Source organism: Paenibacillus sp. Leaf72 (assembly GCF_001422685.1).
GTDB lineage: Bacteria > Bacillota > Bacilli > Paenibacillales > Paenibacillaceae > Pristimantibacillus.
In genome coordinates this window covers 141,937-165,959 of the sequence record NZ_LMLV01000005.1, presented here as the reverse complement: position 1 = coordinate 165,959, position 24,023 = coordinate 141,937, and the positions used below count along the sequence as shown (strand labels likewise).

Below are 24,023 nucleotides of genomic sequence, written 5' to 3'. Positions count from 1 at the left end.
ACTCCCCCTCGCCTTTTCCTCATCCGTTCTATGATGATTCCGCCAGCTTAAGCGTCGAGATAGCCGCATGGGCCAGCTGCTGCCACAGCTCTACCTCGCGCAGCGGAAATTGAAAGCTGCTCATCAACACTCTCCCGGCAAACACGGTCATCCCTACAACCTGATAAACGGACTTCTCTCCTTCTGGAAGAAGGCATTCGTAGAAGGCGATTTCATGTGCCTCCGGCTTAAGCATGCCGCCGCCCGTTAGCAGCAGCTCTGGGCGCATTTGCTTGATTTTCACGACCATCGCTTGTGCAAATCCCTCGAGGTAAGGCCGCTGCAGCTCATGCTTTAACCAACTGAGCGTACATACGATGCTCTTCGTTTCATCGGTAAATGACCACTGCTCATGCTTTCGCTGCTGCTTGGCCTCCACCTGCGCTTTGAGTGATCCCGACTCTTGCATCGCCGATAACGAGGAAGGCAGCATTAAGCTTACGCGCCCATCCAGCAGCCGCAGCTCCTGCATGCGATATGGTTGTCCGTCTATTCTGATAAAGCCCCCTTCGCCTTCAACTACCCATTGCGGCTCGCGGTCCGCTGTATCTGCATGAGGCTTCCTGATCCACGTATCCAATATTTGTTCATCCATATAACGCTTCATGCGGCCCCTCCTCATCTACCTCGACCCGGTTAAGCGTAACCCCCGTCGCCTCCCGGCGCAGCAAGCTCTCAGCCGCCGCCAAGCTAAGGACGAGATAAGGCTCTCTCACCCCCGCAAGAGTAAAAATATGATGGCCTGCTATTTTGCTCCGCGCGAGCACCAGCCGCTTTATCGTCTGATCCGGATGAAAGCTGCTTTGAACCGATAGCGCGTCGATGGGCGGAACCTGCATAGCCCAATAAAGCGGCTGGAACTGCTGCTCCCGGTTCATGAAATACACTCTTTTGAAAGCAATCCGGGCGTTATATTTAATGGCGATCGTTTTTATCTTGTCAGATACCATGCGGATTGGCCGCTCCAGCCAGTCCAGCACCTCGACATCTCCTTGAGCCGCCACATCCACTACGGAAATCGCAGGCAGCTGTGCAAAAGGCTTGCCATTGTCAAATCTAGGCGGCTTAAAGGTACCATCCAGCTGCTGATCTTCCTTTAAAATAAAATACTCACTCATTGCGCTCCCCCTTCCAACTGCGCCCGCACCCGCTCATACCCATTGAATGACCTGCCTTTGCTGCTCGGATAGCGGGAAAAGCTGCTGATCTATCGCAGAAAAAACAGCCTGCTCCAGATTGGCGCCTTCAAAGCTCGACCGCCCCAGCCTTGCGCCAACAAAGCTCGCCCCTGCCAAATTCGCACCATCAAACTGTACGCCAAGCAGTCCAGGGAAGCGGTGAAGCCCCTCTTTAAACGGCTGCCCGCTGCAATGCTCGAAGAGGGCTCCGCGCAAATCGGCATGCCGAAAGTCGGCATCCGTTAGTAAGGAGTGCCGAAAATCCGCCCCTGCGGCGGAGCAAGCCTGCCATCTCGAGCCAATAAGGGCACAGCTCTGAAACCCGCTATCGGTCAGCTCGCTATCACTGAAATCCACATATCGCAAATCAGCTGCTTTACACTTTACGCCCTTCAAATCCAGCCCCCGCAAGCTGTCATAAGGCTGAATGCCGCCTTGCCCTTGCCCCTGTCTATGCCCTTGCCCCTGGTCTTGTTCCAGACGATTTCGAATATCCCGCTCATCGCGCGGCTCCTGATGCTCCACATAAACATCCTCGCTGAAATCCATATATTCGCCAACTCTCACACGCAGCACAGGCGCCTTTATGAGCGCCTTATATTCAGGCAGCTGAATCGCTAGCGGCATAGCGATACGTGCAATAGCGACAACAAAAGGATGAAGCACCTCAAGCTGCCTAAGCACCATCCGCTCTACCTCGCCTGCCCTAATCTGATTCATATACGTTTTGCGCGCCCTGTCCAGTACCTGCCGGATAATAGGGATATCTTGATACAGCCAGCTTGTATCATAAGCATGAAAGAAAGGTGAGGGGTCGCCGTACCATTTTTCCGAGTAGCCTTCCATCTTGTAAGTGAACGACTGATCCAAAACGGAGGTGCGAAGCATCGAATAGTGAATAAAAGCAATCGGCCCCTTCCGCCCATTCTGCTGGAGAAGGTGCAGATGTCCGCACATCTGACGGAAGGAAGCGATCAAACCGTCCACCAGCCCTGCTTTATTTTGCAAAAAATAATGCTCCAGCTCCACAATCTGCTGTTCGAACGCCGGCATGCCATGATGCTCGGTAAAATGCTGGATCACCTGCTGTTTATTCATCGCCATATGCGCCCTTCTAATTCATTTTGATTTCTTCGCCGTCAACCTTGACGAGGCTGTCGCCCAGCGTAATCGTATTCGCTTTGCCGCTCAGCTCGATTTTGCCCGCTGACAGCTGAATGTTTTTAGCCTTCATCATCATGCTGCCGCCTGCATTTATGCTAATGTTTTGATCGCTCGTAATTTGGATGCCCTGCGCATCGCTGATGACGATCGACATGCCGCCTGCCTGAATGACGATCTGATGCGGCTCCAATACAATTTCTTTTCCGTACTTCGTGCGAAAGCTTTTACGGTCCGAATTGGACATCCAATCCGAGCCGTCGTCCTCGGCCCCGCCAGAAGCGGAGGCAGCTGGCACAACAGCCCGCGAAGCTGCTGCCCCTGTTGATCCACTTGCTCCTGTTGAACCTGATGAACCGCTCGATGCTTTGGCACCAGAAGACGCTCCACGTTTGACCGAGCTGATTGCGTAGCCTTCTTCTTCCTTGCTGCTGGGAAAATAAATCCGAATGTTGTCGTTCTCTTCCGGCATGCAGTACCAGCCGGTGTTGCCCTCCGAGGCATAAATCGTGGAATAGGGGAACCAATAATCGGTATTTGGGTCCTCCTGATCATCCATATCCAGCTTGGCACGAACCGTATCCTTATTGATTTTGACGACCGTCGCTTGAATGGAAGCACCAATGATCGCTTGATTATATTCCTTCTTTTGCCGCAGACCTTTTCTGGGGAACAGCTGATAGGTGTGGGTGAGAATACTATTTTTCATACAGGATACGGCACGCCCTACAACAAGCTTTCTGGCTTTGAAAAGCACCTCGTTGCCGGGCACCAGCAGCCGTTCGCTTTCTACCTCATACACGGTGTAGTCCTGATCATCAATGCCGGGCACATCATTTTCTACTGCATATTGATACTCCGAAACCCGTTTTTTCGCGGTATAATGCTTGGCCACAAGCTTGCCCTTGTCCTGACCCTCTGGCAGTCCCAGAAAGAAGCACGGCGCGCTCATTTCAGCCGCAGCAACAAGCACCGTATAAAACCGTGAAGCGATACGCTTCAGAAACTGCCAATCCGTCTCCTCATACTGCATCACAATCGTTTGAATCGCTTGGCCTTGGCTGGCTGCATCTATACAATCCGCTTTGGAGTAATTAGAAATGACGGCGTCCACCAGCCCGATATATGTTAGCTTCGGATTTTGAAAAGAGCGCTTATTCCGCTTCACGTCGAGCAAATACGTATAGGAGACCGCTTTTACCTCGATATAATAAATGCCGCGAACCGCCTTTACCTCCACATCAAGCACAAAGCCGCTGAACAGCACTTCTTCCTTTCCCGTCCCCTTGTCCTTCAGCAGCACCTTTACCGGTGTCTGTGCCGTAGTCTGATTGACATAGCTATCCTTCTTCTCTTCATGAATTACGCCTGAAAACCTTAAATAGGCATGGTCATTGACACTTTTCACGACTTCCAGTTCATGCAAACGGACAAGCTCATAGGAGGTCATTCGAATATCTCCATAATTTAGCACTTGATCACCCATTCGTTTGTGTCTCCCTCTCAGATGGTAATTTGTATATGTTTAACTTTATTTTATTTCTATCATTATCGGCGCCTGATAAAGGAAAGTTAATACAATTCTAGTAATTTTAATTTAAAATAGTAGGCACTAATACAGAAATATTTTATTGTAATTTTGTGTTTTATAACAAAGATTTAACTGTTTTTATAAGTAAATTTGCTTATGCCTATCTCCAAACACCAGCTAAAAGGAGCTTGAAAACAAAAAAAGCCTAACGCTAAATTCTAGCGTTAGGCCCGTGCTATCATGAAATTTTCCGCTGTCTTACTGCTAAAAATTAGGCTGTGCTACTCGAGGTCCTGCGTATTTCATATGACCTCTTAAGTTGATTTTTAATCTTACCTTGAGTCCGTGACACTTACTGTTCTTCTACAATACGGAGTGCGACTTTTTTTGAAAGGTCGCATCTACCTCTAATTCAAAATTTTAATCCATGCACTCCATACAGAGTGCGACATAGAACGTCAGTTCGCGGATTAACCTTTAGGGAGTTTCAATCCACGCACTCCGTATGGAGTGCGACCCCAGCTTCGCCGCGCGGAAAATTCCCTTCAACACGTTTCAATCCACGCACTCCGTACAGAGTGCGACACAGACTTTACACGTAAATATATGAAAAGCTTGAGGTTTCAATCCACGCACTCCGTACGGAGTGCGACTTGCCTTGATAAATTCCTTCATGTTTTCAAGGCTGTTTCAATCCACGCACTCCGTACGGAGTGCGACTCGGGCTTATGTCCAATAAAGGAGGCGGGCAGTATGTTTCAATCCACGCACTCCGTACGGAGTGCGACAAGATGGGGTATGAGGTTACATCCTATTGCGATGAGTTTCAATCCACGCACTCCGTACGGAGTGCGACGTAATAATGCCGCCTGGCGGTGGATCGCCCCATTCGGTTTCAATCCACGCACTCCGTACGGAGTGCGACTATCATCGATCACAATTGCTTCAAGATCCTGCAGTTTCAATCCACGCACTCCGTACGGAGTGCGACCCATTTGGCATCTCAGAATTTTTCACACTCAACTGTTTCAATCCACGCACTCCGTACGGAGTGCGACCACGCAGCTCACGGTTAGCAAGCCGACCAAGCGGTTTCAATCCACGCACTCCGTACGGAGTGCGACCCAAGGTTTTCATAGGTCGTTTCGGGGTATAGATGGTTTCAATCCACGCACTCCGTACGGAGTGCGACCATGCTCAAGCAGCAAGTCAGGCTCCCGAACGATGTTTCAATCCACGCACTCCGTACGGAGTGCGACTAACAAGCTGGAGCTAATAGATATTCCCGAAAGTGTTTCAATCCACGCACTCCGTACGGAGTGCGACTAATTTTTATGTCTTGGCTATTGATGATACAGGGTTTCAATCCACGCACTCCGTACGGAGTGCGACCGAGGATCGTTACAACTAAATATCACCTCGAATGGTTTCAATCCACGCACTCCGTACGGAGTGCGACGCGTGTCTCTGGATGGGGTTTATTTTGGGACGTGTTTCAATCCACGCACTCCGTACGGAGTGCGACTTTTACGATGATCGAGTTGCATGATCCTGTCACACTTGTTTCAATCCACGCACTCCGTACGGAGTGCGACTTAAACGTTTATCGTAGTCGTCGTATTTTCTTGTGTTTCAATCCACGCACTCCGTACGGAGTGCGACCAACGGATTGATAAACCTAAATTAACTGAGGAGGTTTCAATCCACGCACTCCGTACGGAGTGCGACAGAAACGAAGGTTCTCTTCAAGGATGGCATCATTGTTTCAATCCACGCACTCCGTACGGAGTGCGACGTTCTTAATGGTGATGGCGCCGATGGCACATTCACAGGTTTCAATCCACGCACTCCGTACGGAGTGCGACGGAGGAAAAGAAATGGACGTAAATGAGTTGTATGTTTCAATCCACGCACTCCGTACGGAGTGCGACAGCGAAAATACAAGTGATTGATCCCATCATGGCATCAATCACCCCATTTTTCAATAAATATAATACCAAAAAAATCTGAGTCAAACCTTGACTTTTCTTGAAGTAACTCAAATTCGACAAATTACTACAAATTCTGAGGTGCGAATCCCCTAGGGTTTTTATGGGAGCTTCACATTCGCACCAAGAATCCGCAAAAAAATTTTGCCTATAGAATGAGCGGAGCCTCCATATCATAGGCTTCTTTTGCCCCAATATGCTCCACCTTGCTTTTATGATTGTCACCCAAATTGTAAAAGCGCAGGCTATCCGTCTGCTTATCGATCAACTCCTCCAACTCATACTTCAATTGGCGGAATTTTGTCGCATCCACAATACATTCAAATACAGAGTTTTGTACCCTTTGACCGTAATTCAGACAGGTTTTCGCCACTCGCGAGAGCCTTCTACGCCCTTCCTTGCTTGATGTACTCACATCATACGTAATTAACACAAGCATACAATCTCACCTACTTCCAGAAAAATGGCGGGTATTCGTCCAAATCACCACGAATATGCCTCGCAAGCAATAAGGCCTGAGCGTAAGGAACGAGTCCCCAGGCCATCTTTTCGTTCAAATAGGGATGCATAATCTTCTCTTGCTTGCGTTCCTGCCACGCCTTGAGCACTGCTTTCCTCGTGTCATCGTCCATGATGACGGCTCCATTTTCTTTTTTCACGAAGCCGCTGCCGTTAACGACCTTCTTGTTGATCAGGTAGAGCACCATTCGGTCAGCATATACGCTCCGCAGTTCCTCCATCATATCCAGCGCAAGCGAGGCTCGCCCCGGACGGTCCCGATGCAGAAAGCCGACGTAAGCGTCTAGTCCCACGGACTCCAGCGCGGCTGTCACATCTTTTGCAAGCAGCGAGTAAGTAAAAGAAAGCAACGCATTGACATTATCCAGCGGAGGACGCTTATTTCGCCCATGGAAAAAGAACTGCTCCTTTTGCTGCAAAATCAACTGGTCAAACACCGAGTTGTATTGCACAGCAGCCGTTCCTTCCAATCCACGCAAAATATCCAGCTGCTCCACGCCACGAATAAGCTTCATAGATTCCGATAGCGAAGCACTGACCTGCTTCATTCGCTCGGTATCCAAACGAAGAGCATGATCCCGCAAGGCACGCTCAACCACCCACTTGCTGTTATAAACTTTGCCCAAAATCATATTTCTGGCAAAAATAGCGCTTCGGCGCTCATCATCGGAAATGCGATATTGCTCTTTGCGGAGCACAACGTTCCCTTTATCCTCACCGACGACCCGTGCCAAAAATCGTCCATTGCGAGTCATAAAGGTCAGTCCGATGTTATTTTCTGCGCATTTCCCCATAAGTGCCGGGCTGACTCCCGCATAACCGAAGGTACAGACTCCCTCCAAATTATGCAGCGGATAGCGTCCGGCAATTTCGTCGTCACGCTTGATGACAATATTTTCGCCATCGAGCGACAAATAAGTATCCGGCATCGTTACAAATAACGTGTTCAGCAGCTTTTTCATTCGTATAACCTGCTTTCAATAAAGCTTGAAACGGGTTTTCGCTCCAGCATTTCCGGCAAACAAACGGTATTTAAAGAGCAGCTCTGGCAATGCGGTCCCGTCTTCGCCCTCGGTGTATGATTTCGCTCATAGTAGTGGCGCATCTCATCCAGACTTTGCTTGACCCTCACTTTGTCCGCTTCCGTGACCGGCACCTCAACCCGATGCTTGATTTCGTCATAGTAGAGATAGCCCATCGACAGCTCGCACATTAACATTTCTTCCAGACAAATGAGCTGGGCTACTAATTGAGAGCGGTCGGAATCATTCCGCTTCGGCTTGCCGCGTTTGTATTCCACAGGGTACGGAAGGTATAAGCCTTCCTCTCCCGCCAGTGGAACACCTGAGCTATCTCGAACGAACTCAACTACATCGCATATGCCGGAAATACCCAGCCTCCGTGATTGTACGGGAAGCGCGCGGACAATCAGCTTGTCCCCACGCTTCTCCCGCAGCATCGGCTGGTCGGCTTTGCGGTGCAAATGCGCACCTTCAACGGTACGTACATTCTCTTCCCATTGCTGCTCAATATGGATAAGCGCCCATTGCCTCCGGCAAAAGTTGAAATGCTGAATGCCGGAAAGCATTAGAAAATCTTCTTCGTTATTGTCCCACATATCTTTGAGGCTCCAAGCCCTCAAGCGGCTGAATCGTCCAAGTATAGTCGTCGATCGACTTTCCTTCGACTACTCCTTCTTTCAGTTGAATTTCCAAGGAGCGATGTACCTTCGCTGAGGAGTATTGTCCAAGCTTGGACTGGTGCTTCCACCAGAAAAGATTATGAACTTCCATACTGCCGTCCGGGCGCGCGGATGAGGTGTCATTTTCAAAAAGAGAAATAAGTGCTTGTCTAATCTTCTCCGCATCGTCCTTAGTGAAGCCCGTTTTCTCCGCCAATTGTGTATTGATGCTGCCGTAGATGACGTAGACGCCAAAATCCACTCTATGCTTCATCCCCATAGTGTCCGAACCCTTCTTGTTCGGGTCCTTGCCCGTCACCGAATTGACGCTTTTCGTAATTTGCATGCTGGAAATAGAGATTGGCTCAACGCTGACAGCAGTATGAATAGATACTGGGCCACGAATACCAACAGAAACATCGGTACCGCTAAAAGCAAACACCTGCCCGAAGCTCCGCACATCAATCCATGCCTTGCAGGCTGCCTGCGCGTAAAGCTCATTGTTTTGTTTTTTACCCTTGGCATACTCCTGAATATCCGCATTCGCATCTACACGGTCTTTAATGCTACGATGCCCGTCGTCACGGCGCTCATCCGACTGTACGAGAATCGATTCACCCATGTCCTGCAGCCTGTTACGTATTTTGCGCTTTAGGCACACATCAGAAATCTCGCCATTCCCTTCATATGTTTGTCTTGGACGATTGCCATTCAAGGGATCGCCATTCGGATTGGCATTTCGGACGGATAAAATAACAGCAAAATCAATTTTATGGTCAAGTACGCTCATTTAAATCTCTCCCTATTCGTTAGTCTCGTGATCATTTTCCAGCTCAGAATCATCTGCCTGCTCGCCATCCTGCCCATTCCCGGCTTCGCTTTCCTTGTTCTTCTTGCTCGTATATAAATCGTGACGCTGGCTATAAAATCCGAGCAAATACAGTCCGCTAAGCGGGCTATCTGTAAACTCCTCCGGCTTTAGCTTCGCTCCAACCTCATCCAGCAAGCTGTTGAGATACCATGCGTCCGTTCCCATCCGTGCCTGATAAGGCTGAAGATTCGACTGAATGACACTCCATGTGCGACCCGGGCGCTGGGCAAACGTATTCATATACCGCACCGCATTTGTAGCCCGCTTCTCCTCCCTGCCTAGCGCTCTGCGCTCCAATACATCGGCAATAGCAAGCAATCTTCCAAACAAGTAGCTCCGATCGTCCAATTCTTTGTTTAGGCTCACTTGAAAGCTCCTCTCCTCATTCGTTTTATTGACCAACGCGCAGGCGATGCTCAGCGTCTTCTCCCACTCCCACATGTCCATCCCTACAGGATTGGACGCACGGCTAATGGCGCTGCGCACAATATCTATTGGAATGGGGCGTCCGTCTACGATACAGGGCAGCATCCGCTCCAGCAGTCCTTTGACAACCTTATCGCTCGCCCGTGGTCCATAAGCAGCAAAAGCAATATCGCGCGTAGCCGGAGCGCCGGTAAAAGCAACGTACTTGTCCTGCGCATTTTTCTTGTACTGATGCCGCCAGAAGCAGGATTCATGCCATTTCAGCAATCTGTCCATAAACAGCTCCTTGTTCAAATCTCGGTAATACACAATAGACAACCGCCCTGGCGTTGCGGCATCCAGAATCATAATAAGGACATTGGATTTATAGTCACCATCATAGCGGTAGCCGCCCAGCGCCTTCCGCACTTCATTCGCGTATTCCTTGTGAGCCGCATCTCCAGCCGCTTCTTCCTCGTCTTCCTCATTCAGATAACTGAATATATCACCCAGCGGATCTGGCATTTCAAGCCGCTCAGGCCCCCAGACGAGAAAAACTCTTCCATCCAGATGAAAGGACTGCCGCTCAATGAGCCATTTCAATGCATTATGTGCCTTTTGCGAAACCTCATAGCTGACGGAGGCCGCATCATGGCTTGTACGAAAACGTCCGCGAAACGTGAAACCGCTCGTATCATTGGCTGAAATCAGCTTCGTTTTATCCCCCGAATTACGGATACGTGAAGCATGCTTGTCTGCATAAGGGAGCTGCTTTCCCGTCACATAACATAAGTCCGTCTCCGCCAGCTGCTGGTCATAAAATTGGATAAAAGCTTGCTGAACCGCACGATCTCGCCAAAGCCTCGGCTCGGTATCTCCCGGAATCTGCACCGCAAACCTTACGAAAGCGGAGCTTTGCTCAGAGGCAATAACTTTAAAAATATCCGGCTTCTCTTTGCCGCTCTCTTCCATATCCGAGCTCCACTTGTCAAGCAGCTTGCCTCCAGCATTAACATGCAGCACTTCATATTCAACTAAATCTGCTATCAGCGTCCCTTTTTCCAAATACCGATAGACGCTCTCCACCTTCCGATGGGTATAAGGAGATGTACACCAAGTACGAAGTTGCTCCATATAGTCTGCATGTGGCGTACCTTTCACTTCACCTACATAACTTGCATAGTCGCCCGCAACGTACACCAGCTTATCGAACAGCGGATACGGAACAGGTGCGCTTGTCCGGCTGGCAGCGGCCTCTGTGCAAGGGATAATCGTACTTGCTTCTTCCTTGACAATGACTTCGGCTTTCAAAAATTCTCCCTGCCCATTCAGGATCACCTCAATATGGGCGCTCTGAGTCGTATGCGAGATCGGAATGAGGGCATATTCGCGCCCATTCCTTTTCTTCTCAAACTGCCCAATAGACTCCGCATGATTGTCATACGTCCTGCTCAAATTAGCGAGCCAGCTCATGTCCTCTCCTCCCCTGCAAACAGCTGTTCATGCAGCGAGTCTACCGACTCCATATTTTCAGGACCGAATGCCTTGACCTCGCCTTCTCCCGTCTTGCGGGTCAACGTACAATCTTCTGGCCGAATGAATGATATGACGCCATTATACATTTTGGCTCGCCACAGCCGCGTTTCTCGTTCCTCCCTGCCCGTTTCGTCAGGATAGCTGATGCCATGCACCATATTGCCGAAATCCATTTCCGGCACGTCATCATAGAAGCCTGTTCCTTCTTCAAAAGCGCAAGGCTCTACATAACCCTGACATTCACGCGTCCCGAGAAAAATATCCCTGCGCCCCCCTGCCTGAACCGAGCGTTTGGCTATGTTGTGATGCTTATGCTCATTGCGGTCATAGACAAGGTCTTCCCGATAAGGATTAAATTCAAAATGAGCGCGAACCTTATAGCTCACATCCTTCAGGTAGGTATAATAGGCAAGCGTATTCCCGCCATTATATTCAATCGGACGCATGCCCTTGGACTCCGTCTGAATGACGTTCATGATACGAACCTCATCGATATACCAGATCAACGTCGGTTTCCAGTAAACAGATTCGACAATCCCTTTCAGCGCTTGATAAGTCGGCACCTGATAGCTGAACTTCTCTCCCCCGATTTTGGTCAACGGGTCTGTAAACAGCGCGTAGCTACCAAATACCTCAAACTCGATTTGATTACGCATGGTTGTCCTCCTTTCCAGTGGTTATATAAACTAAACTCTATTAATATCAAAACGGGCGCTGGAAGATGAAAAATTCGAAGTATCGCAGATTTGATTGCCATACGCTGTTTTTGTTTTCAGCGCCCGTTTTCATCAAAAAAAGTATATAACCAAATATTATTTCTTAATTTTTTCGAAGAATTTCACTCACTTGTTGAGCAAAATCAAGCTCCATCTGTTTTATCTTGTAAGCTTGTCGTCTTATGATCTTATTTGCACTTACAAGTTTTTTCTGGAGTTTTCTATTCTTCTTTAAGAGCTTGCTATAAATCATTTCACAATCCTCACAACATGCCTTAATTTTAAAAGAATGCTTGAAACAACTATACATTTCCTTACTTAAATAAATGATTTCAAATCCAATACAATTTTTTTAATTGTCGCTGAAAAGCGTGGATTGAAATTTATGATTTTGCATTTGAAAACCCGCCCTTAGGTGGGTTTTTCTCTTTTCACCCAAAAATCGCTAACGACATTTCTCCATCGCCATCTGTCTCCACACCAAACTGCTTAGAATAAGCCGTTTCACTTAAAGCCAGCACCTCGCCATGCAGAAGGGGCTGAATATCACCATTTTTATCAAGCTTCCTAAACTCATGGTCATAAATGTTGACGACATACGGCTGAAGCTTACGCAGCAGCACGCCAAGCTCACCTGCCTTCAGATCGCCGTTCAAGTCAAGAATCAGCTCTCTCGCTTCCTCGTTATAAGGAACGAGTACCGTTCGCGCCACATTGCTAATGACTTCAAAATATTGCTCCGCCGTAGCCAACGCCGAAAAGCTGGTCAGCTCAGGAGCTTTACCGTTCTTTCCTAGGTAACCATCAGCATATCCCTTGTTTAGTTCCAGCAGCTCGAAAATATTTTGATTCAGCTTCTGTATGTGATACTGCATGTCATCTTGTATCAGGGCATAGTAGTAGCTAAAATAAGCCTGCATCGCCGCCTTCGATAACAGCTCTCCCCCATAAAGCTTCAGATTTTCCTTCATCTCGTTCAATATGCGCTGCGTTTGCTCCGCACCGATGCTAATCTCCTTCAAATGCGTCAGTACCTCATCCGCAGACTTTATAATATAAACATTCCGAATCGCCTCCTTCCCATGCCGATTGCATCTGCCTGCTGCTTGCGCAATGGAGTCAAGACCAGCAAGGGAGCGAACAACACATTCAAAGCTGATGTCGACGCCTGCTTCAATAAGCTGCGTGCTTACGCAAATGACCCGTTCCTTTTCTTCCGCAGCGAGTGCTTTTATTAGCTCTTTAAGCACGTCCTTACGATGAGCCGCGCACATATTTGTGCTGAGATGAAACAGCCTTGCATCACAGTCCCCTGAAATCTGACGCTTCTCCAGCTCAGCGAACAGCTTGCGCACAGCCGACTTCGTATTCAATATCACCAGCGTGCTGTCGATCTCATCCATCCTGTCCAGCACAAAATCCGCCAGTTCCTCCGCCTTCCAGCCGCTCGGAGTCGTTCGATCCACAACCTCCACCCGCTTAAAGCTCCGACCTACTTCATCCAGATTTTCGATCATTTCAGCATCTTCCTTCAATTGCAGGCGATGCTTCACTCCATCCAGAGCAGGCTGCGTCGCCGTACAAAGCAGCAGGCTGGAGCGCCCAAATGCATGCAAAAAATTCAGCGCCGCATTAAACAACGATATACATTTGATTGGTACCGACTGCACCTCGTCGAAAATAATGACCGCATTTGAAAGCTGATGCAGCCTCCGTACATTCCGCGTTCCCTTCGCATAAAACGTATTCAGAAACTGGACCATCGTTGTAAAAATAATCGGGCGATCCCACGTATCTTTCGCCAGCTTGATTTTCTTGCGCCGGATATCATAGGCTTCGGCTTCCTCCACTTTTTCAGGCGGATCAGACTCCTCAATGACATTCGAATGATGCTCCAAAATCATATCGTGTTCCTGCAAAATATCCCGGATCTCCTGCGCATTCTGCTCAATAATCGTTGTATACGGCACGATATAGATAATGCGCTGCTTTCCTGTCTCTATCGCATGCTTTAGCGCGTAACGCAGGCTCGCCAGCGTCTTCCCGCCCCCTGTAGGAATGGACAGCGTGTAAATACCTGACGGACGAAGCGCAAAAGTATCACATTGCAGCGACATTTCCCGTCTCAGGCGGTTAATCGGATGGTCGGCGTCCTCCGCTTCGTCCATTTCGTCCAGCTTTTTCATTAAAGCCTTGTAGCTTCTCTTGAAAAATGGAGCATGATCCTCAGCTGCTTCCGCTGCTTCCTCCTCTTCAAACTGCCGCGAATTGGTTCGGTCCGCGTCAATCAGGCAGCTGAAAATGTACTTGATCAGCAGCGAACAGGTGATTCTCGGCAGTTTATATTTCTGCATAACCGCTATAAGCTGTTCAAGCTCGGCTGCTGCATTGGCAAAATACGCATCCATCTCAGCCTCGGTATGCTGCTCGAAGAAAACCGCATTGGCTTGCTCATAGCCCTGCTCAATGTCTGCTTCCTTCTTTTCATCCACTCTTTTTAAGAATGGCGATGTTTTGCCCGGATCAATAAAATCCCGCAGCCCTTGATGATGGGAAATAATGCAGTTGGCGATCCATTCTGCCGCCATCTTATCCGTATTTTTCGTGCTTTTCTTGTGGTACCTGCGATAGACCAGTCTGCCGCCTGCGGTCGAATGATCGACAGAGCCTCTTTTCGGCGCCCTCGTATCCCCATCATTCGCCGCTGCTACTGCGAGCTGGATATAATTTTTAAAAGCAGTCGTATTTTTACCTAGGTCATGAAGCCAACCAGCTAGTCCCGCCAGATGGCTTGCACCAATCTTGCCTCCAAGCTGCTCACAGCCTTCCTTTACTTCGATCAGATGCTCTTTGACCGTTTGAATTTTGCCGTCTTTCTCTCGAATATGTGCAATATACACCAAAGCGCCTCCTGAACTAGATTTAAAACACAGATTCGACAATTTCCAACATATCCCTCTATTTCCAACTAAAATTTTATAAAAATAGATAAATTACCGTCTTTTACGCACAGAAGACCACCCCTTTTGGGAGTGGTCTTCTGTTCCAGGCAAGCAAACAACAGCTTGCAAATGCACATTAAAAAGCTATAGCCACCGGCTATGTAATGCCGCCAGCATCGTTTCACCCGAATAAGCCAAGGGCAATTTCAGCATGACAAATTTATTTAAGAAACGGTTCAAATTATACAGCCCTTGAGCATCTATTTCCCCGCCAGCATCCAAGAAATCCTGCTGCATATACTTTATTACCTGTATCATTTCATTCATTTGACTAATAATGCTGCGGTCACTGGTTTTCGTAAAGAGGAAAGAATTAGCGCTTTGCAAATAGCGTTCTATCACCTGCTTGTCCGCCTTATCAGCAAGCAAATTTTCAGCGATGCTCTCGATTACAAGCTCGTGGAATCGTTTAAAATCCTGCTTTTTCAAGCCATCCAGCACAAAGTTATATCTGGTCTCATTATTCATAATCAACACACATTTCCGGCGATTCAGCAAAAACAGATGGACATGCCAGCCAAATAGCCGATCTCCCGCCGTCGGCACTTCCACAAAATCCATCATCCCAAGCTCGCTTTCAAGCTTTTTCGTACATTGCAAAGTAAACATATCCGCTCATCTCCTGCCGTCTGAAGCTAGCCGCCCTCACCATCAGAGCTTTATAATTATCCTATCAAGTTTTTCCGTTGGTGGGAAGCGCAAGCTGCTCACGCGATCATCCGCATGATTGGGACGATTATATGAAGGCTTGGGCGTACTGGCGCAAGCTTCTGCCCTAAACATCGCTATCTTTCCATACAAGCTGCTGACCGTTTCCCATCACCACAGCGCTGCCTAAAGCTCACTGTTCTCCCATCGTACAAACTGCTGCGGATTCGCCCGAATGTACGTACGGATGAGCCTTAAGCTCTGCGGCGCGATTTCATTTAAATGTGAAAATAATCGGCTAGCCGCAGCCATAAGGTCATGATCCTGCTCCAAATCTTTCAAAACCGCATCGCTCCACTGCAGGCCGAGCCTCACTCTTCTCTCCTCGAAAATCTCCTTCGTCTCCTCAAGCAAGCGCAGCATAGAGCTGTCGCCAAAAAATTGCAGCCCGCTGGTCACACCTGACCAATAGCCCGGTTCGGCAAGCAGTTGAGAAACCCATCCATAATATTCGCTGACCGAGTTTTTGGCATGATCGTAAAACACTCGGAACATGCATAACGCCCGCTGGCTCTCATTGAGTCCGGCCATCGCCTCGTTTTTTGCCTGCCTATCTTTACCACGAATTTGCAGAAGAATGTGCTTGCTGCAAGCCCAGCCAAGCCTTTCATCATTTAAGGTATCAAAATCCTGTTTGCTCATTACGGCTAACGCCATCTAATTACCACTCCTTTTTAGACTATCATAAGTGTCAATGAAAAAAGTAAAAAAAATCAGCTTGGTTTAATAACCGCCAAGGCCGATTCAATAACTTGCTCAAGCACCATTTCTAGCTGCTTTAGCACTTCTGACTGCGTAGCCCCTTGCGTTACGAGCTCCTGCTGCCGCTTTTCTAAATAGCTCATTCCCTGTGATATCGCACCCCAAAACTGCATGGCCAGAAGGCTGGCATTGCCAGAGCGAATGGTTTGTTCACTAATGCCCCTCACAATGGCCTGCTCCATAGGCTGCATGAAGCTTTTCACCCATTCGAACGGGGAAAAGGATTCGGCGGGAAATATATAAGACACATCCATACTAATACGCATATAAAAATGCGAGACAGCAGGCTCTTCCAAAACTTGCTTGCACACGATTCGAGCGTACCCTTCAAACAAATCAAATGCTGAGCCCGCTTGCCCGAAATGAGACTTCGTAAACTGCTCCGTCCTGTCCATCATGTGCGTGTAAAGCTGCCCAAACAAGTTCTGCTTATTTTTAAAATAATGGTACACCAGACCGCGCGCCAAGCCAGCCCGTTCAGCAATTTCACCGATTTCGGAGGCGGCGTAACCTTTCTCCGCATACACAACGATGGCAGCCTGCAAAATTTCTCGCGACCGCTGCTTGCGAATTTCTTCATTTTGTTCTTTCGTACGTGGCGACATCACGAACTCCTCTTTTTCAATTGACATTCATGTCAATCAAAATGGTACAGATAAACCCTTGCATTGTCAATAGCTGGTTAAGCTGATATAAAAAACGCCAAATGCCCACTATAGTAATAGCAGAGAGGCATTTGACGCTTTACTAGATTAGCGGACTCTGCGCCCGCAAAATGATTAGCTATCATTCACAATCCTAAACACCAGCCTTGCGTTTAAACAGCAAATACATAAAAAACGGAGCCCCGACTCCTGCCGTAAACACACCAGCGGGAATATCCAGCGGCATAAACAGCATTCGCCCTGCTAAATCGGCAAGCAGCAAAACAATTGCGCCCAATAGCGCAGACACCGGGATGATCATTGTATACGAATGGCCTGCTACCCTTCTAGCCATATGAGGCGCAAGCAGCCCGATAAAAGAAATCGTTCCGGCAATGCCGACGGCCGCTCCGGCAAGGGCCACACTAAAGAACAGCAGCAGCAAGCGGCTTAGCTGAAGCCGGCTTCCCAAGCCGCGCGCGACGTCCTCGCCTAACGACTGCACATTCAATTCCTTGGAAAAAAGCAGCGCCAATGGAATAAATACAACGACCCACGGCCACAGCGCTTTAATATACGACCAGTTCGTGCCGTAAATGCTGCCCGTCATCCAGTTCAGCACCTGCGCCGCCAAATAAGCAGGACCGCTTATGAGCAGAAACATCGTAAGGGCGCTCATCGCCGTGGATATGCCAATGCCGATCAGCACGAGCCGCAGCGTGGAGACGCCTTTTTTCCAGGCCAAGCCGTAGTTGAGCGCCGCTGCGACAAAAGCGCCAAAAATCGCAATGACCGGAACGAAGTGGATGCTGTAGCCGGTGAACAAGGTCATAAAACCAACGACCGCGACAGACGCGCCGCCCGTTACGCCAAGCAAATCCGGCGATGCCAGCGAATTGCGGATGACGCCTTGCAGCAAGGAGCCTGCTACCGCTAATGCTGCGCCAATGAGCAAGGCGGCTATGATCCGTGGCAAACGGAACTGCATAATAATTAAATCACTGTCCTCCGTATTGCGGCCCAGCAGCGACAGCAGCACTTCTTTAACCGGAATAGCGACGCTCCCCATAGCTAAGCATAAAATACCTAAACCAACGAGCCCGATGCTTAACGTAAGCAGGATTGAAATATTTTTCCCTGTGCGCTGCTTAGGCATATTTCTTCCTCCTCGCCACATGAATCAGGAACGGCACGCCAATAAGCGCCGTTGCAACGCCTACTGGAACCTCCTTCGGCAGGAGCACGAATCGGGACAGCAGATCGGCCGCCACCAGCAGCAAAGCCCCTGCCACTGCGCAGTAGGGAAGCAGCCAGCGGTGATCATTTCCGACCAGCGCCCGGCATAAATGAGGAATAACGAGCCCGATGAAAGCAATCGGCCCCGCGGCAGAAACGGCACTTCCCGCAAGCAGCACGACAGCTGCCGTACATAGAAGGCGGATTAGCATGAGACGCTGCCCCAGTCCCTTCGCATTATCGTCTCCGAGTGCCATTACATTCAAGGAGCCCGAGAGCAGGAACGCGAGCAGCAGCCCGGCGATTATGTACGGCAGCACCATCACGAGATGGTTCAGCTCCCTCCCTGACACGGAGCCGATCATCCAGAACAACGCCGATTCGAGCGACTGCTTATTGATTAAAATAAGGCCAGAGGTAACCGAGCTCGCAAATGCCGCTACACAAGCTCCTGCCAAGGTGAGCCGAATCGGCTCAAAGCCTCCTCTTCCCTGCATGCCGAGCGCATAGACGAATACAGCCGTGACTGCCGCCCCGATAAAAGCAAGCCCAATCATATGACTCATCGTCAGCGACGAGCCGACCAAAGCCAGCCCGACGACGATAAACAGCACCGCACCGGAATTAATGCCGAAAATCGACGGCGACGCAAGCGGATTGCGCGTCAGCACCTGCATAATGGCGCCAGCCACCGCCAGGCTCGCTCCTACTACAGCCGCAATAAGCGCTCGGGGCATGCGGGTATGGGTCAAAATCAGATGCTCATTCGAGCCATCGAACTGGCTGTAGGCGAGCCACAAATCTTTTAAACCAAATTGCTGGAGCCCGAACAATACGCTCGCAAGCATGCAAATAAGCAAAATAACGACTCCTGCTGCTAGAACAGCAAGCTTGCTGCCTGGTCTCTCCATCCACTTAGACATCACTTCTCTCCTTCCTCAATAAAAGAAGCCGACGCCAATAAAAATGACGTCAGCCTGCACATTTATTTCAGTCTCTTTATTGAATGTCGAAATATTTAACAATTTCATCCAGCAGCAGATTGGCCGCCTTGTAGCCTCCGGCTGTATTCCAAATCGCCTCATCTACTTGAACGACTTTGTTATTTTTCGCAACATCAAGGTTTTTGAACAGCGGATCATTCATCCATTCTTCCACTACTTTAGCCGCATCCGTCTTTCCTGCCGCTTCTGTTACAAAGTAGAACAATACGTCCCCGTCCATCTTAGGAATGCTTTCTTTGGACATCACTTCAATAAAGGAATCCACATCCTGTGATTCTGGACGAGCAAAGCCTAGCTGATCTAAAAGCACACCGGAGAACGTCTGCTTCTGATAAATACGTACTTGGGAAGCCGAGAAGCGGGCCACGGATACTTTTGTTGCCGCTTTATCGCCAATTTTCGCTTTTACCTCCGCGACGCGCTTATCGAAATCCGCCATCGCTTTGTCGCCTTCATCCTGTTTATTCACCGCTTGCATATACAGCTTGAAGTTAATTTTCCAATCGCCAGCCAGATCCTCGGCAAATACAGTTGGTGCAATCTGGTTCAGCTGCTCATAAATTTTCTCCTGCCGCACCTTGTTGCCAATAATTAAATCCGGCTTCAGGCTGGCAATCAGCTCAATGTTCGGCTGCAATTCGTCGCCTACAACCGTCACATCCACCATTTCATCTTTAATATGCTCGTACCATGGGTCACCAACCCATGATTGAACCGCGCCAACTGGCTTAATGCCTACCGCAAGCAGCGCCTCTGTTCCTTCATTCGTCAAAATGACGACGCGCTCCGGCGTCCCTGTCAAAGTCACTTCGCCCATCGCATGCTTGATGACGCGGGAAGCGTCCGCTGTAGCCGTATCGGTAGCGGCTGGCGAAGCAGCTGCCGCATTGCTGCTTGGCGATGCGGAGCTTGGATTCGTCGTCGCGTTCGTGCTTGGTGTACCTGCTCCGCAGGCGCTAAGCAGCAGTGTGAAGCAAATAAGCACAGCTGCCATCATTGATATTCTTGACTCTCTGTACATAAATAAAGGCCCCTCTTCCTTGTAGTGAGAATGATTTTCACAACCATACTCACTATACCGTTTGAGCCTTCGCGGGACAAGGGCATATCTTGAACCGGGTACAGGATTATTTTGAACCTTCGCTTTGTATTGCCCCAGCGACATGCCGGTATGTTTTTTGAATAGGCGATTAAAATAGCTGTCATCCGGAAAGCCGACGCTTTCGGCAATTTCCTGCAGCGTCGCCTCCGTTCCAAGCAGAAGCTCCTTCGCTTTGCTGATGCGCAGCGCAATTAAATAGTCGATTGGGCTTTGTCCAATCGTCTGCTTGAACTTGCGGGACAAATAGCTGACGCTGCAATCCAGCAGCTCGGCAAGCTCGCCGAGCGCAATACGCTTCGCGTAATGCTCCTGCATGTAGCGAATGGCTTGCGAGACGTAGTCCGCTTTTTGCACATGAATATCTTGAATGGATAGCTGCTGAAATAATTCATGAATGAATTGGTAGAACATCGTCTTAATATATAGTTGATCCAGCACGTTCGGATGCTGCCATTCCCGCTCCATGCGCTGGATTTTATCGAGCAAAGCAATAGGCTGGCGGGAAACAAAGCTATATTGCAGTTGAAACGGATTATGCTGCTCCATTAACTGAACCAGTTCCTGACGGCTCGGCAGTGGCAACACCGCTTTGTACAAAATCAAGTAGTATTCCAACCAATCATCCGGCACAATGTCCAGACACATGCCCTTCCCGCCATGCAGCATATGAAAACGCTCCACCAGCACCGTCTTGCCATCCAGCCGCACTTCAGCATGACCACGAGTCGTATACAAAAAAGCGCTCGCCGGCAGTCGATAAGAACGCAGCTCCTCCCCTCGCTCCATAATCGTATGCCGCACGTCCATCACGCGGATGGAGGCTTGGTTCCACAGCAATATATGCTCACTCTGATTCAAAGTGCCCTATCCTTCCTTTCCTCATGCTGCTAATATGCACCCATGTCGATCCCCATCGATTGTTCTTGTCCTCCTATTATAAGTGATAATAATTCTCACACACAATGGTTGATGTGAAATCATGCGAAGTGTCTATCGGAAGGAAGGAAATAATAAAGGCTTTCCCGAATGATAAGTATCAAGGAAAGCCTACATTTAGAAGGAGGGATGAACGTGGATGCATCTAATCAGAAGCCTGATCAAGACCAGGCGGGCGATTTGCCCAATGTCGGAAAGCCAGCAACACGCGCGCTCACCGCTGCCGGATACGTGCAGCTGGAGCAATTCACAAAACTCACCGAGGCGGAGGTGCTGAAGCTGCACGGGGTCGGGCCTAAAGCAATAAGGATCATCCGGGAAGCGCTCGCTGCCAACGGACAATCCTTCGCTGAACAAGCGTAAACGGCTGTCGCCGTCCTCTGGCGGTAAAGCTAACGTTTCGCGGTGAAAAATAAGCGGAGTATAAGAGGGAAACTTATACTCCGCTTATTTTTTAAAAACTAATAGCTGCTGTTACAAAAAGGTTATGAACGCTCGTCGATTAGCTTCTCTAGAAACTGGGCGAACGATTGCGCATACACTTCGACATCCCCACCGTGGTAGTCCTCGCGCATGACCTCGCCCTCATTTTCTTCGTCCCAAGCCGTCCTATCAAAAAAATAAGCTTCTGCATGCAAACCATTTTATCGCAGAAGTCTGCTCCAGTTTAATTTTCAGGGATGGGTACGTGATTCCCCTCTTCATCTTCATCGTCTGTCTCATCTATCGAGTCTATCGCATCTACATCGTCTGACTCGTCTGTCGAGCCTATCTCATCTACAAAGTCCGTCTCGTCTGTCTCGTCTATCGCGAGCTTCAAAGCTGCATGAAACATCTCGAAATTTTCGCACAAAACGGATAGATTACCTTCCATCATCTCTTCAACCGTTGTATTCTCGCTTTGCGCCTCCGATTCCGCATCCTCTAAACAAAGAGCCATTTCATGATCAATATATAGAAGGCTAGGGCTCTCATTCGACTCGCGATAATCAAAAATAAGCCAGTCTCCGCTGCTGATGCTCCATGCGAATGGAATTAATTTGCGCGGCTGAAGGACAACCTCGGCTATCGCTTCAAGATTTTCAGCATAGGAAGCATCCAGCTTAATAAACCGAATGCCCCAAGCGGTATAGCCGTTAAAATCGACGAGGTTGTATTCTGTATTAGGATTAGCGGACTGAACCTCATCCGTTGTCATAAATGCCTTATACGCTGCTGGAAAAGCAAGCTGTAGCGATTGTTCAATGTCATGAATGTCCTGTAGCTGCTGAGAAATATCCATCTCGTTAATTTCTCACTCCTTATCGGCGTTATGCCTTTTATTTTTTCTTGTTCAACTTTTCTTGTGCTTTTTTCGTATTTTCAGCCACTCTAAATGCGACAATTCTGCTGATCAATTCATAAGGCAGCGGCTTGTCCAGCGGAAACTGAACCGAGCCCTTTGCCCCTTTATAAACGGACAATTCCTCTTTGAAGGCTGCAATGCCTCTTGGAGCGGGATAAAATCCGATATGCTTTTTAAACGCCGCAAAATGTACCAAGTTGCCATGCAGCTCAAATGTCGGCATCTGGTAGCTGATTTTCTCCGTCGCTTCCGGCGCTGCCTCTTTAATGACCTTCCGCATCGCCTGCAGCAGCTCTTGGATTTCTTGCGGGAAGCCGGCGATATATTCGTCGATCGTTTCAAACGTCGTTTGGTTGCTGTCCATCATTAAGCTCCTTTCCATTCATTCATTCAAAAATCAGTTCCATAAATTAGACATAATTAAAGTAAATACAATAACACCAAACCTAATAGCGCCCCAGGCTGTATGATTGATTATAAGTGTAATATAGACAACGAAAAAAGCGATTGTACTCACATCTTCTTCAAATTGCAAGGAAAGCATTGAAGGGCTCCATTTGTTGTTTCAATGAATATACGTATACTATTGATTATACTATTAAAGTCATATTTTTCATCAGCAATTAGACCTTAAACAAAGACATGAGGTAGATTCATGCTCTTCGCTTCAGGTGTTTACTCCCTGCACAAAGACAGGTCTGGCGGACACAGCAGCCGCTATTTCAGCAGAATCACGGTTATGGCACAGGCTGCGGACTCAGGAGCAGCTAATGCGCAACTATTAGCCATTTTCACGGGTTGAGGAGGTCAATAGCGGATTTCCTGTCCGCATGCGGCCAGAAATCGGAGCAAAAGCCAGAATAGCGGAATCTGAGTCCTTCAAAAAAAGGAGAGTGCTTTCAGAGCTGCGTGCTCTCAGCCACAGTACTCCAACAACAGCACGCACAGCAAACGTACTTCCAGAAACAGTACTCTCAGCAACCGTACTGCCAGCCACAGTGTTTCCAGCCGCTATCGCATACTGCGTTTCACAAACCTAGAGTCATCAGACGAGATTGGTTTGAAATAAGCTGTAGGCAAGCAGCAGCGAGTGGCTCCGACTTGCACACACAACCTAGATAAGGCCCGTCATCTCCTAGGAGACCACGGGCCTTATATTTTTTTACAATAATAGTGCAAACAGCCTACAGCGCAGCTGTCTCTGTATTTTCAATAATAATCTGCTCTAATTTCATCTGAACCGGGTTGGCAAGGGTATCCCCCACTGGGCATTTGCTCTCCAAAAATTGAACGAAGGCATCTACCTTTTCCTTGGGCGAATCTGTTTTGATCTTGAACGTATAGCGAATGTCGGAATAGCCCGGACGAACCTCGCTTTTATTGAAAAATCCATCGAGATCCAAATCGCCTTCAACCTCAACCTGGAAATCGTCAAGCTTCACATCAAACTTAGGGGCATACACCCGGGCCACAATAGACTGGCATGCGCCTAATGAGGCAAGCAGCGCTTCCACAGGATTCATCCCCGTATCTGTCCCGCCAAGGCTCTTCGGCTCATCAATGATCAATTCGAACTGTCTCGCTGTCGCTTTCACTTTAACCCCATCCTGTAAATGCGCTGTTGCCTTAAACGTTTGTACATTAGCCATCATTAACGCT

At 48.6% G+C, this 24,023-nt stretch carries 21 protein-coding genes and 1 CRISPR repeat array; of the genes, 1 reads left to right on the top strand and 20 read right to left on the bottom strand.

Features of this window, described 5'->3' with window-relative positions; translation table 11 throughout:
* Positions 1 to 28: 28 nt before the first annotated feature.
* The 17 genes from ASF12_RS12280 to ASF12_RS33265 all read right to left on the bottom strand — a co-directional run bounded on the left by ASF12_RS12280 (position 29) and on the right by ASF12_RS33265 (position 20,941).
* Entirely contained in the window at positions 29 to 646 is a 618-nt protein-coding gene (locus ASF12_RS12280; RefSeq protein WP_056034684.1) for a hypothetical protein, read from the bottom strand.
* A complete protein-coding gene (locus ASF12_RS12275) occupies positions 627 to 1,157 on the bottom strand; it encodes a hypothetical protein (RefSeq protein ID WP_056034681.1) in 531 nt (176 codons plus the stop codon). Before ASF12_RS12275 ends, ASF12_RS12280 begins: the two co-directional genes overlap by 20 nt.
* Positions 1,158 to 1,190: 33 nt before the next feature.
* Positions 1,191 to 2,321: a pentapeptide repeat-containing protein gene (locus tag ASF12_RS12270; RefSeq protein WP_081418775.1), complete on the bottom strand. Its 1,131-nt coding sequence runs from the start codon at positions 2,319 to 2,321 to the stop codon at positions 1,191 to 1,193.
* A 10-nt stretch (positions 2,322 to 2,331) separates the two neighbouring features.
* Complete coding sequence (locus ASF12_RS12265; protein ID WP_056034678.1) at positions 2,332 to 3,864, bottom strand: contractile injection system protein, VgrG/Pvc8 family; 1,533 nt, start codon at positions 3,862 to 3,864, stop codon at positions 2,332 to 2,334.
* A 462-nt stretch (positions 3,865 to 4,326) separates the two neighbouring features.
* Positions 4,327 to 5,840: a CRISPR direct-repeat array (repeat unit 33 nt; unit sequence GTTTCAATCCACGCACTCCGTACGGAGTGCGAC).
* Positions 5,841 to 6,045: 205 nt separating this feature from the next.
* Positions 6,046 to 6,336: a CRISPR-associated endonuclease Cas2 gene (gene cas2, locus ASF12_RS12260; RefSeq protein WP_056034675.1), complete on the bottom strand. Its 291-nt coding sequence runs from the start codon at positions 6,334 to 6,336 to the stop codon at positions 6,046 to 6,048.
* A 10-nt stretch (positions 6,337 to 6,346) separates the two neighbouring features.
* Entirely contained in the window at positions 6,347 to 7,378 is a 1,032-nt protein-coding gene (gene cas1c / locus ASF12_RS12255) for a type I-C CRISPR-associated endonuclease Cas1c (RefSeq protein WP_056034671.1), read from the bottom strand.
* Positions 7,375 to 8,034, bottom strand: a complete 660-nt coding sequence (gene cas4 / locus ASF12_RS12250; RefSeq protein ID WP_056034668.1) for a CRISPR-associated protein Cas4 — start codon at positions 8,032 to 8,034, stop codon at positions 7,375 to 7,377. The genes cas1c and cas4 overlap by 4 nt, the downstream gene beginning before the upstream one ends.
* Entirely contained in the window at positions 8,021 to 8,887 is an 867-nt protein-coding gene (gene cas7c / locus ASF12_RS12245) for a type I-C CRISPR-associated protein Cas7/Csd2 (protein ID WP_056034664.1), read from the bottom strand. Before cas7c ends, cas4 begins: the two co-directional genes overlap by 14 nt.
* A 12-nt stretch (positions 8,888 to 8,899) precedes the next feature.
* Entirely contained in the window at positions 8,900 to 10,846 is a 1,947-nt protein-coding gene (gene cas8c, locus ASF12_RS12240; RefSeq protein WP_056034660.1) for a type I-C CRISPR-associated protein Cas8c/Csd1, read from the bottom strand.
* Complete coding sequence (gene cas5c, locus ASF12_RS12235; RefSeq protein ID WP_056034657.1) at positions 10,843 to 11,565, bottom strand: type I-C CRISPR-associated protein Cas5c; 723 nt, start codon at positions 11,563 to 11,565, stop codon at positions 10,843 to 10,845. Before cas5c ends, cas8c begins: the two co-directional genes overlap by 4 nt.
* Positions 11,566 to 12,056: 491 nt before the next feature.
* On the bottom strand, positions 12,057 to 14,525 hold the full coding sequence (cas3, locus tag ASF12_RS12230) for a CRISPR-associated helicase Cas3' (RefSeq protein ID WP_327204916.1): 2,469 nt from the start codon (positions 14,523 to 14,525) through the stop codon (positions 12,057 to 12,059).
* 186 nt (positions 14,526 to 14,711) lie between these two features.
* Positions 14,712 to 15,236 carry a DUF6933 domain-containing protein gene (locus ASF12_RS12225; protein WP_063892549.1) on the bottom strand — a complete coding sequence of 175 codons (525 nt, stop codon included), beginning with the start codon at positions 15,234 to 15,236 and terminating at the stop codon, positions 14,712 to 14,714.
* A gap of 225 nt (positions 15,237 to 15,461) precedes the next feature.
* The gene (locus tag ASF12_RS12220; protein WP_056034651.1) at positions 15,462 to 15,992 is read right to left on the bottom strand and encodes a hypothetical protein; all 531 of its coding nucleotides are present in this window, start codon (positions 15,990 to 15,992) and stop codon (positions 15,462 to 15,464) included.
* Between the two features lie 56 nt (positions 15,993 to 16,048).
* Complete coding sequence (locus tag ASF12_RS12215) at positions 16,049 to 16,702, bottom strand: TetR/AcrR family transcriptional regulator (RefSeq protein WP_081418774.1); 654 nt, start codon at positions 16,700 to 16,702, stop codon at positions 16,049 to 16,051.
* A gap of 193 nt (positions 16,703 to 16,895) precedes the next feature.
* Positions 16,896 to 17,897: a FecCD family ABC transporter permease gene (locus tag ASF12_RS12210; RefSeq protein ID WP_056034645.1), complete on the bottom strand. Its 1,002-nt coding sequence runs from the start codon at positions 17,895 to 17,897 to the stop codon at positions 16,896 to 16,898.
* On the bottom strand, positions 17,890 to 18,900 hold the full coding sequence (locus ASF12_RS12205) for a FecCD family ABC transporter permease (RefSeq protein ID WP_056034642.1): 1,011 nt from the start codon (positions 18,898 to 18,900) through the stop codon (positions 17,890 to 17,892). Before ASF12_RS12205 ends, ASF12_RS12210 begins: the two co-directional genes overlap by 8 nt.
* A 76-nt stretch (positions 18,901 to 18,976) precedes the next feature.
* Positions 18,977 to 20,941: an AraC family transcriptional regulator gene (locus tag ASF12_RS33265; RefSeq protein ID WP_063892548.1), complete on the bottom strand. Its 1,965-nt coding sequence runs from the start codon at positions 20,939 to 20,941 to the stop codon at positions 18,977 to 18,979.
* Between the two features lie 213 nt (positions 20,942 to 21,154).
* Between ASF12_RS33265 and ASF12_RS12195 the strand changes: the two genes are divergently transcribed.
* Positions 21,155 to 21,382 carry a DNA-binding protein gene (locus ASF12_RS12195; protein ID WP_235533136.1) on the top strand — a complete coding sequence of 76 codons (228 nt, stop codon included), beginning with the start codon at positions 21,155 to 21,157 and terminating at the stop codon, positions 21,380 to 21,382.
* A gap of 304 nt (positions 21,383 to 21,686) precedes the next feature.
* Here ASF12_RS12195 and ASF12_RS12190 read toward each other — a convergent pair whose 3' ends face one another.
* From ASF12_RS12190 to ASF12_RS12180, 3 genes are all read right to left on the bottom strand, one after another.
* Positions 21,687 to 22,301 carry an SMI1/KNR4 family protein gene (locus ASF12_RS12190; protein WP_056034637.1) on the bottom strand — a complete coding sequence of 205 codons (615 nt, stop codon included), beginning with the start codon at positions 22,299 to 22,301 and terminating at the stop codon, positions 21,687 to 21,689.
* Positions 22,302 to 22,338: 37 nt separating this feature from the next.
* A complete protein-coding gene (locus ASF12_RS12185; RefSeq protein ID WP_056034635.1) occupies positions 22,339 to 22,728 on the bottom strand; it encodes an iron chaperone in 390 nt (129 codons plus the stop codon).
* 820 nt (positions 22,729 to 23,548) lie between these two features.
* The gene (locus ASF12_RS12180) at positions 23,549 to 24,013 is read right to left on the bottom strand and encodes an OsmC family protein (protein ID WP_056034631.1); all 465 of its coding nucleotides are present in this window, start codon (positions 24,011 to 24,013) and stop codon (positions 23,549 to 23,551) included.
* Positions 24,014 to 24,023 lie beyond the last annotated feature (10 nt).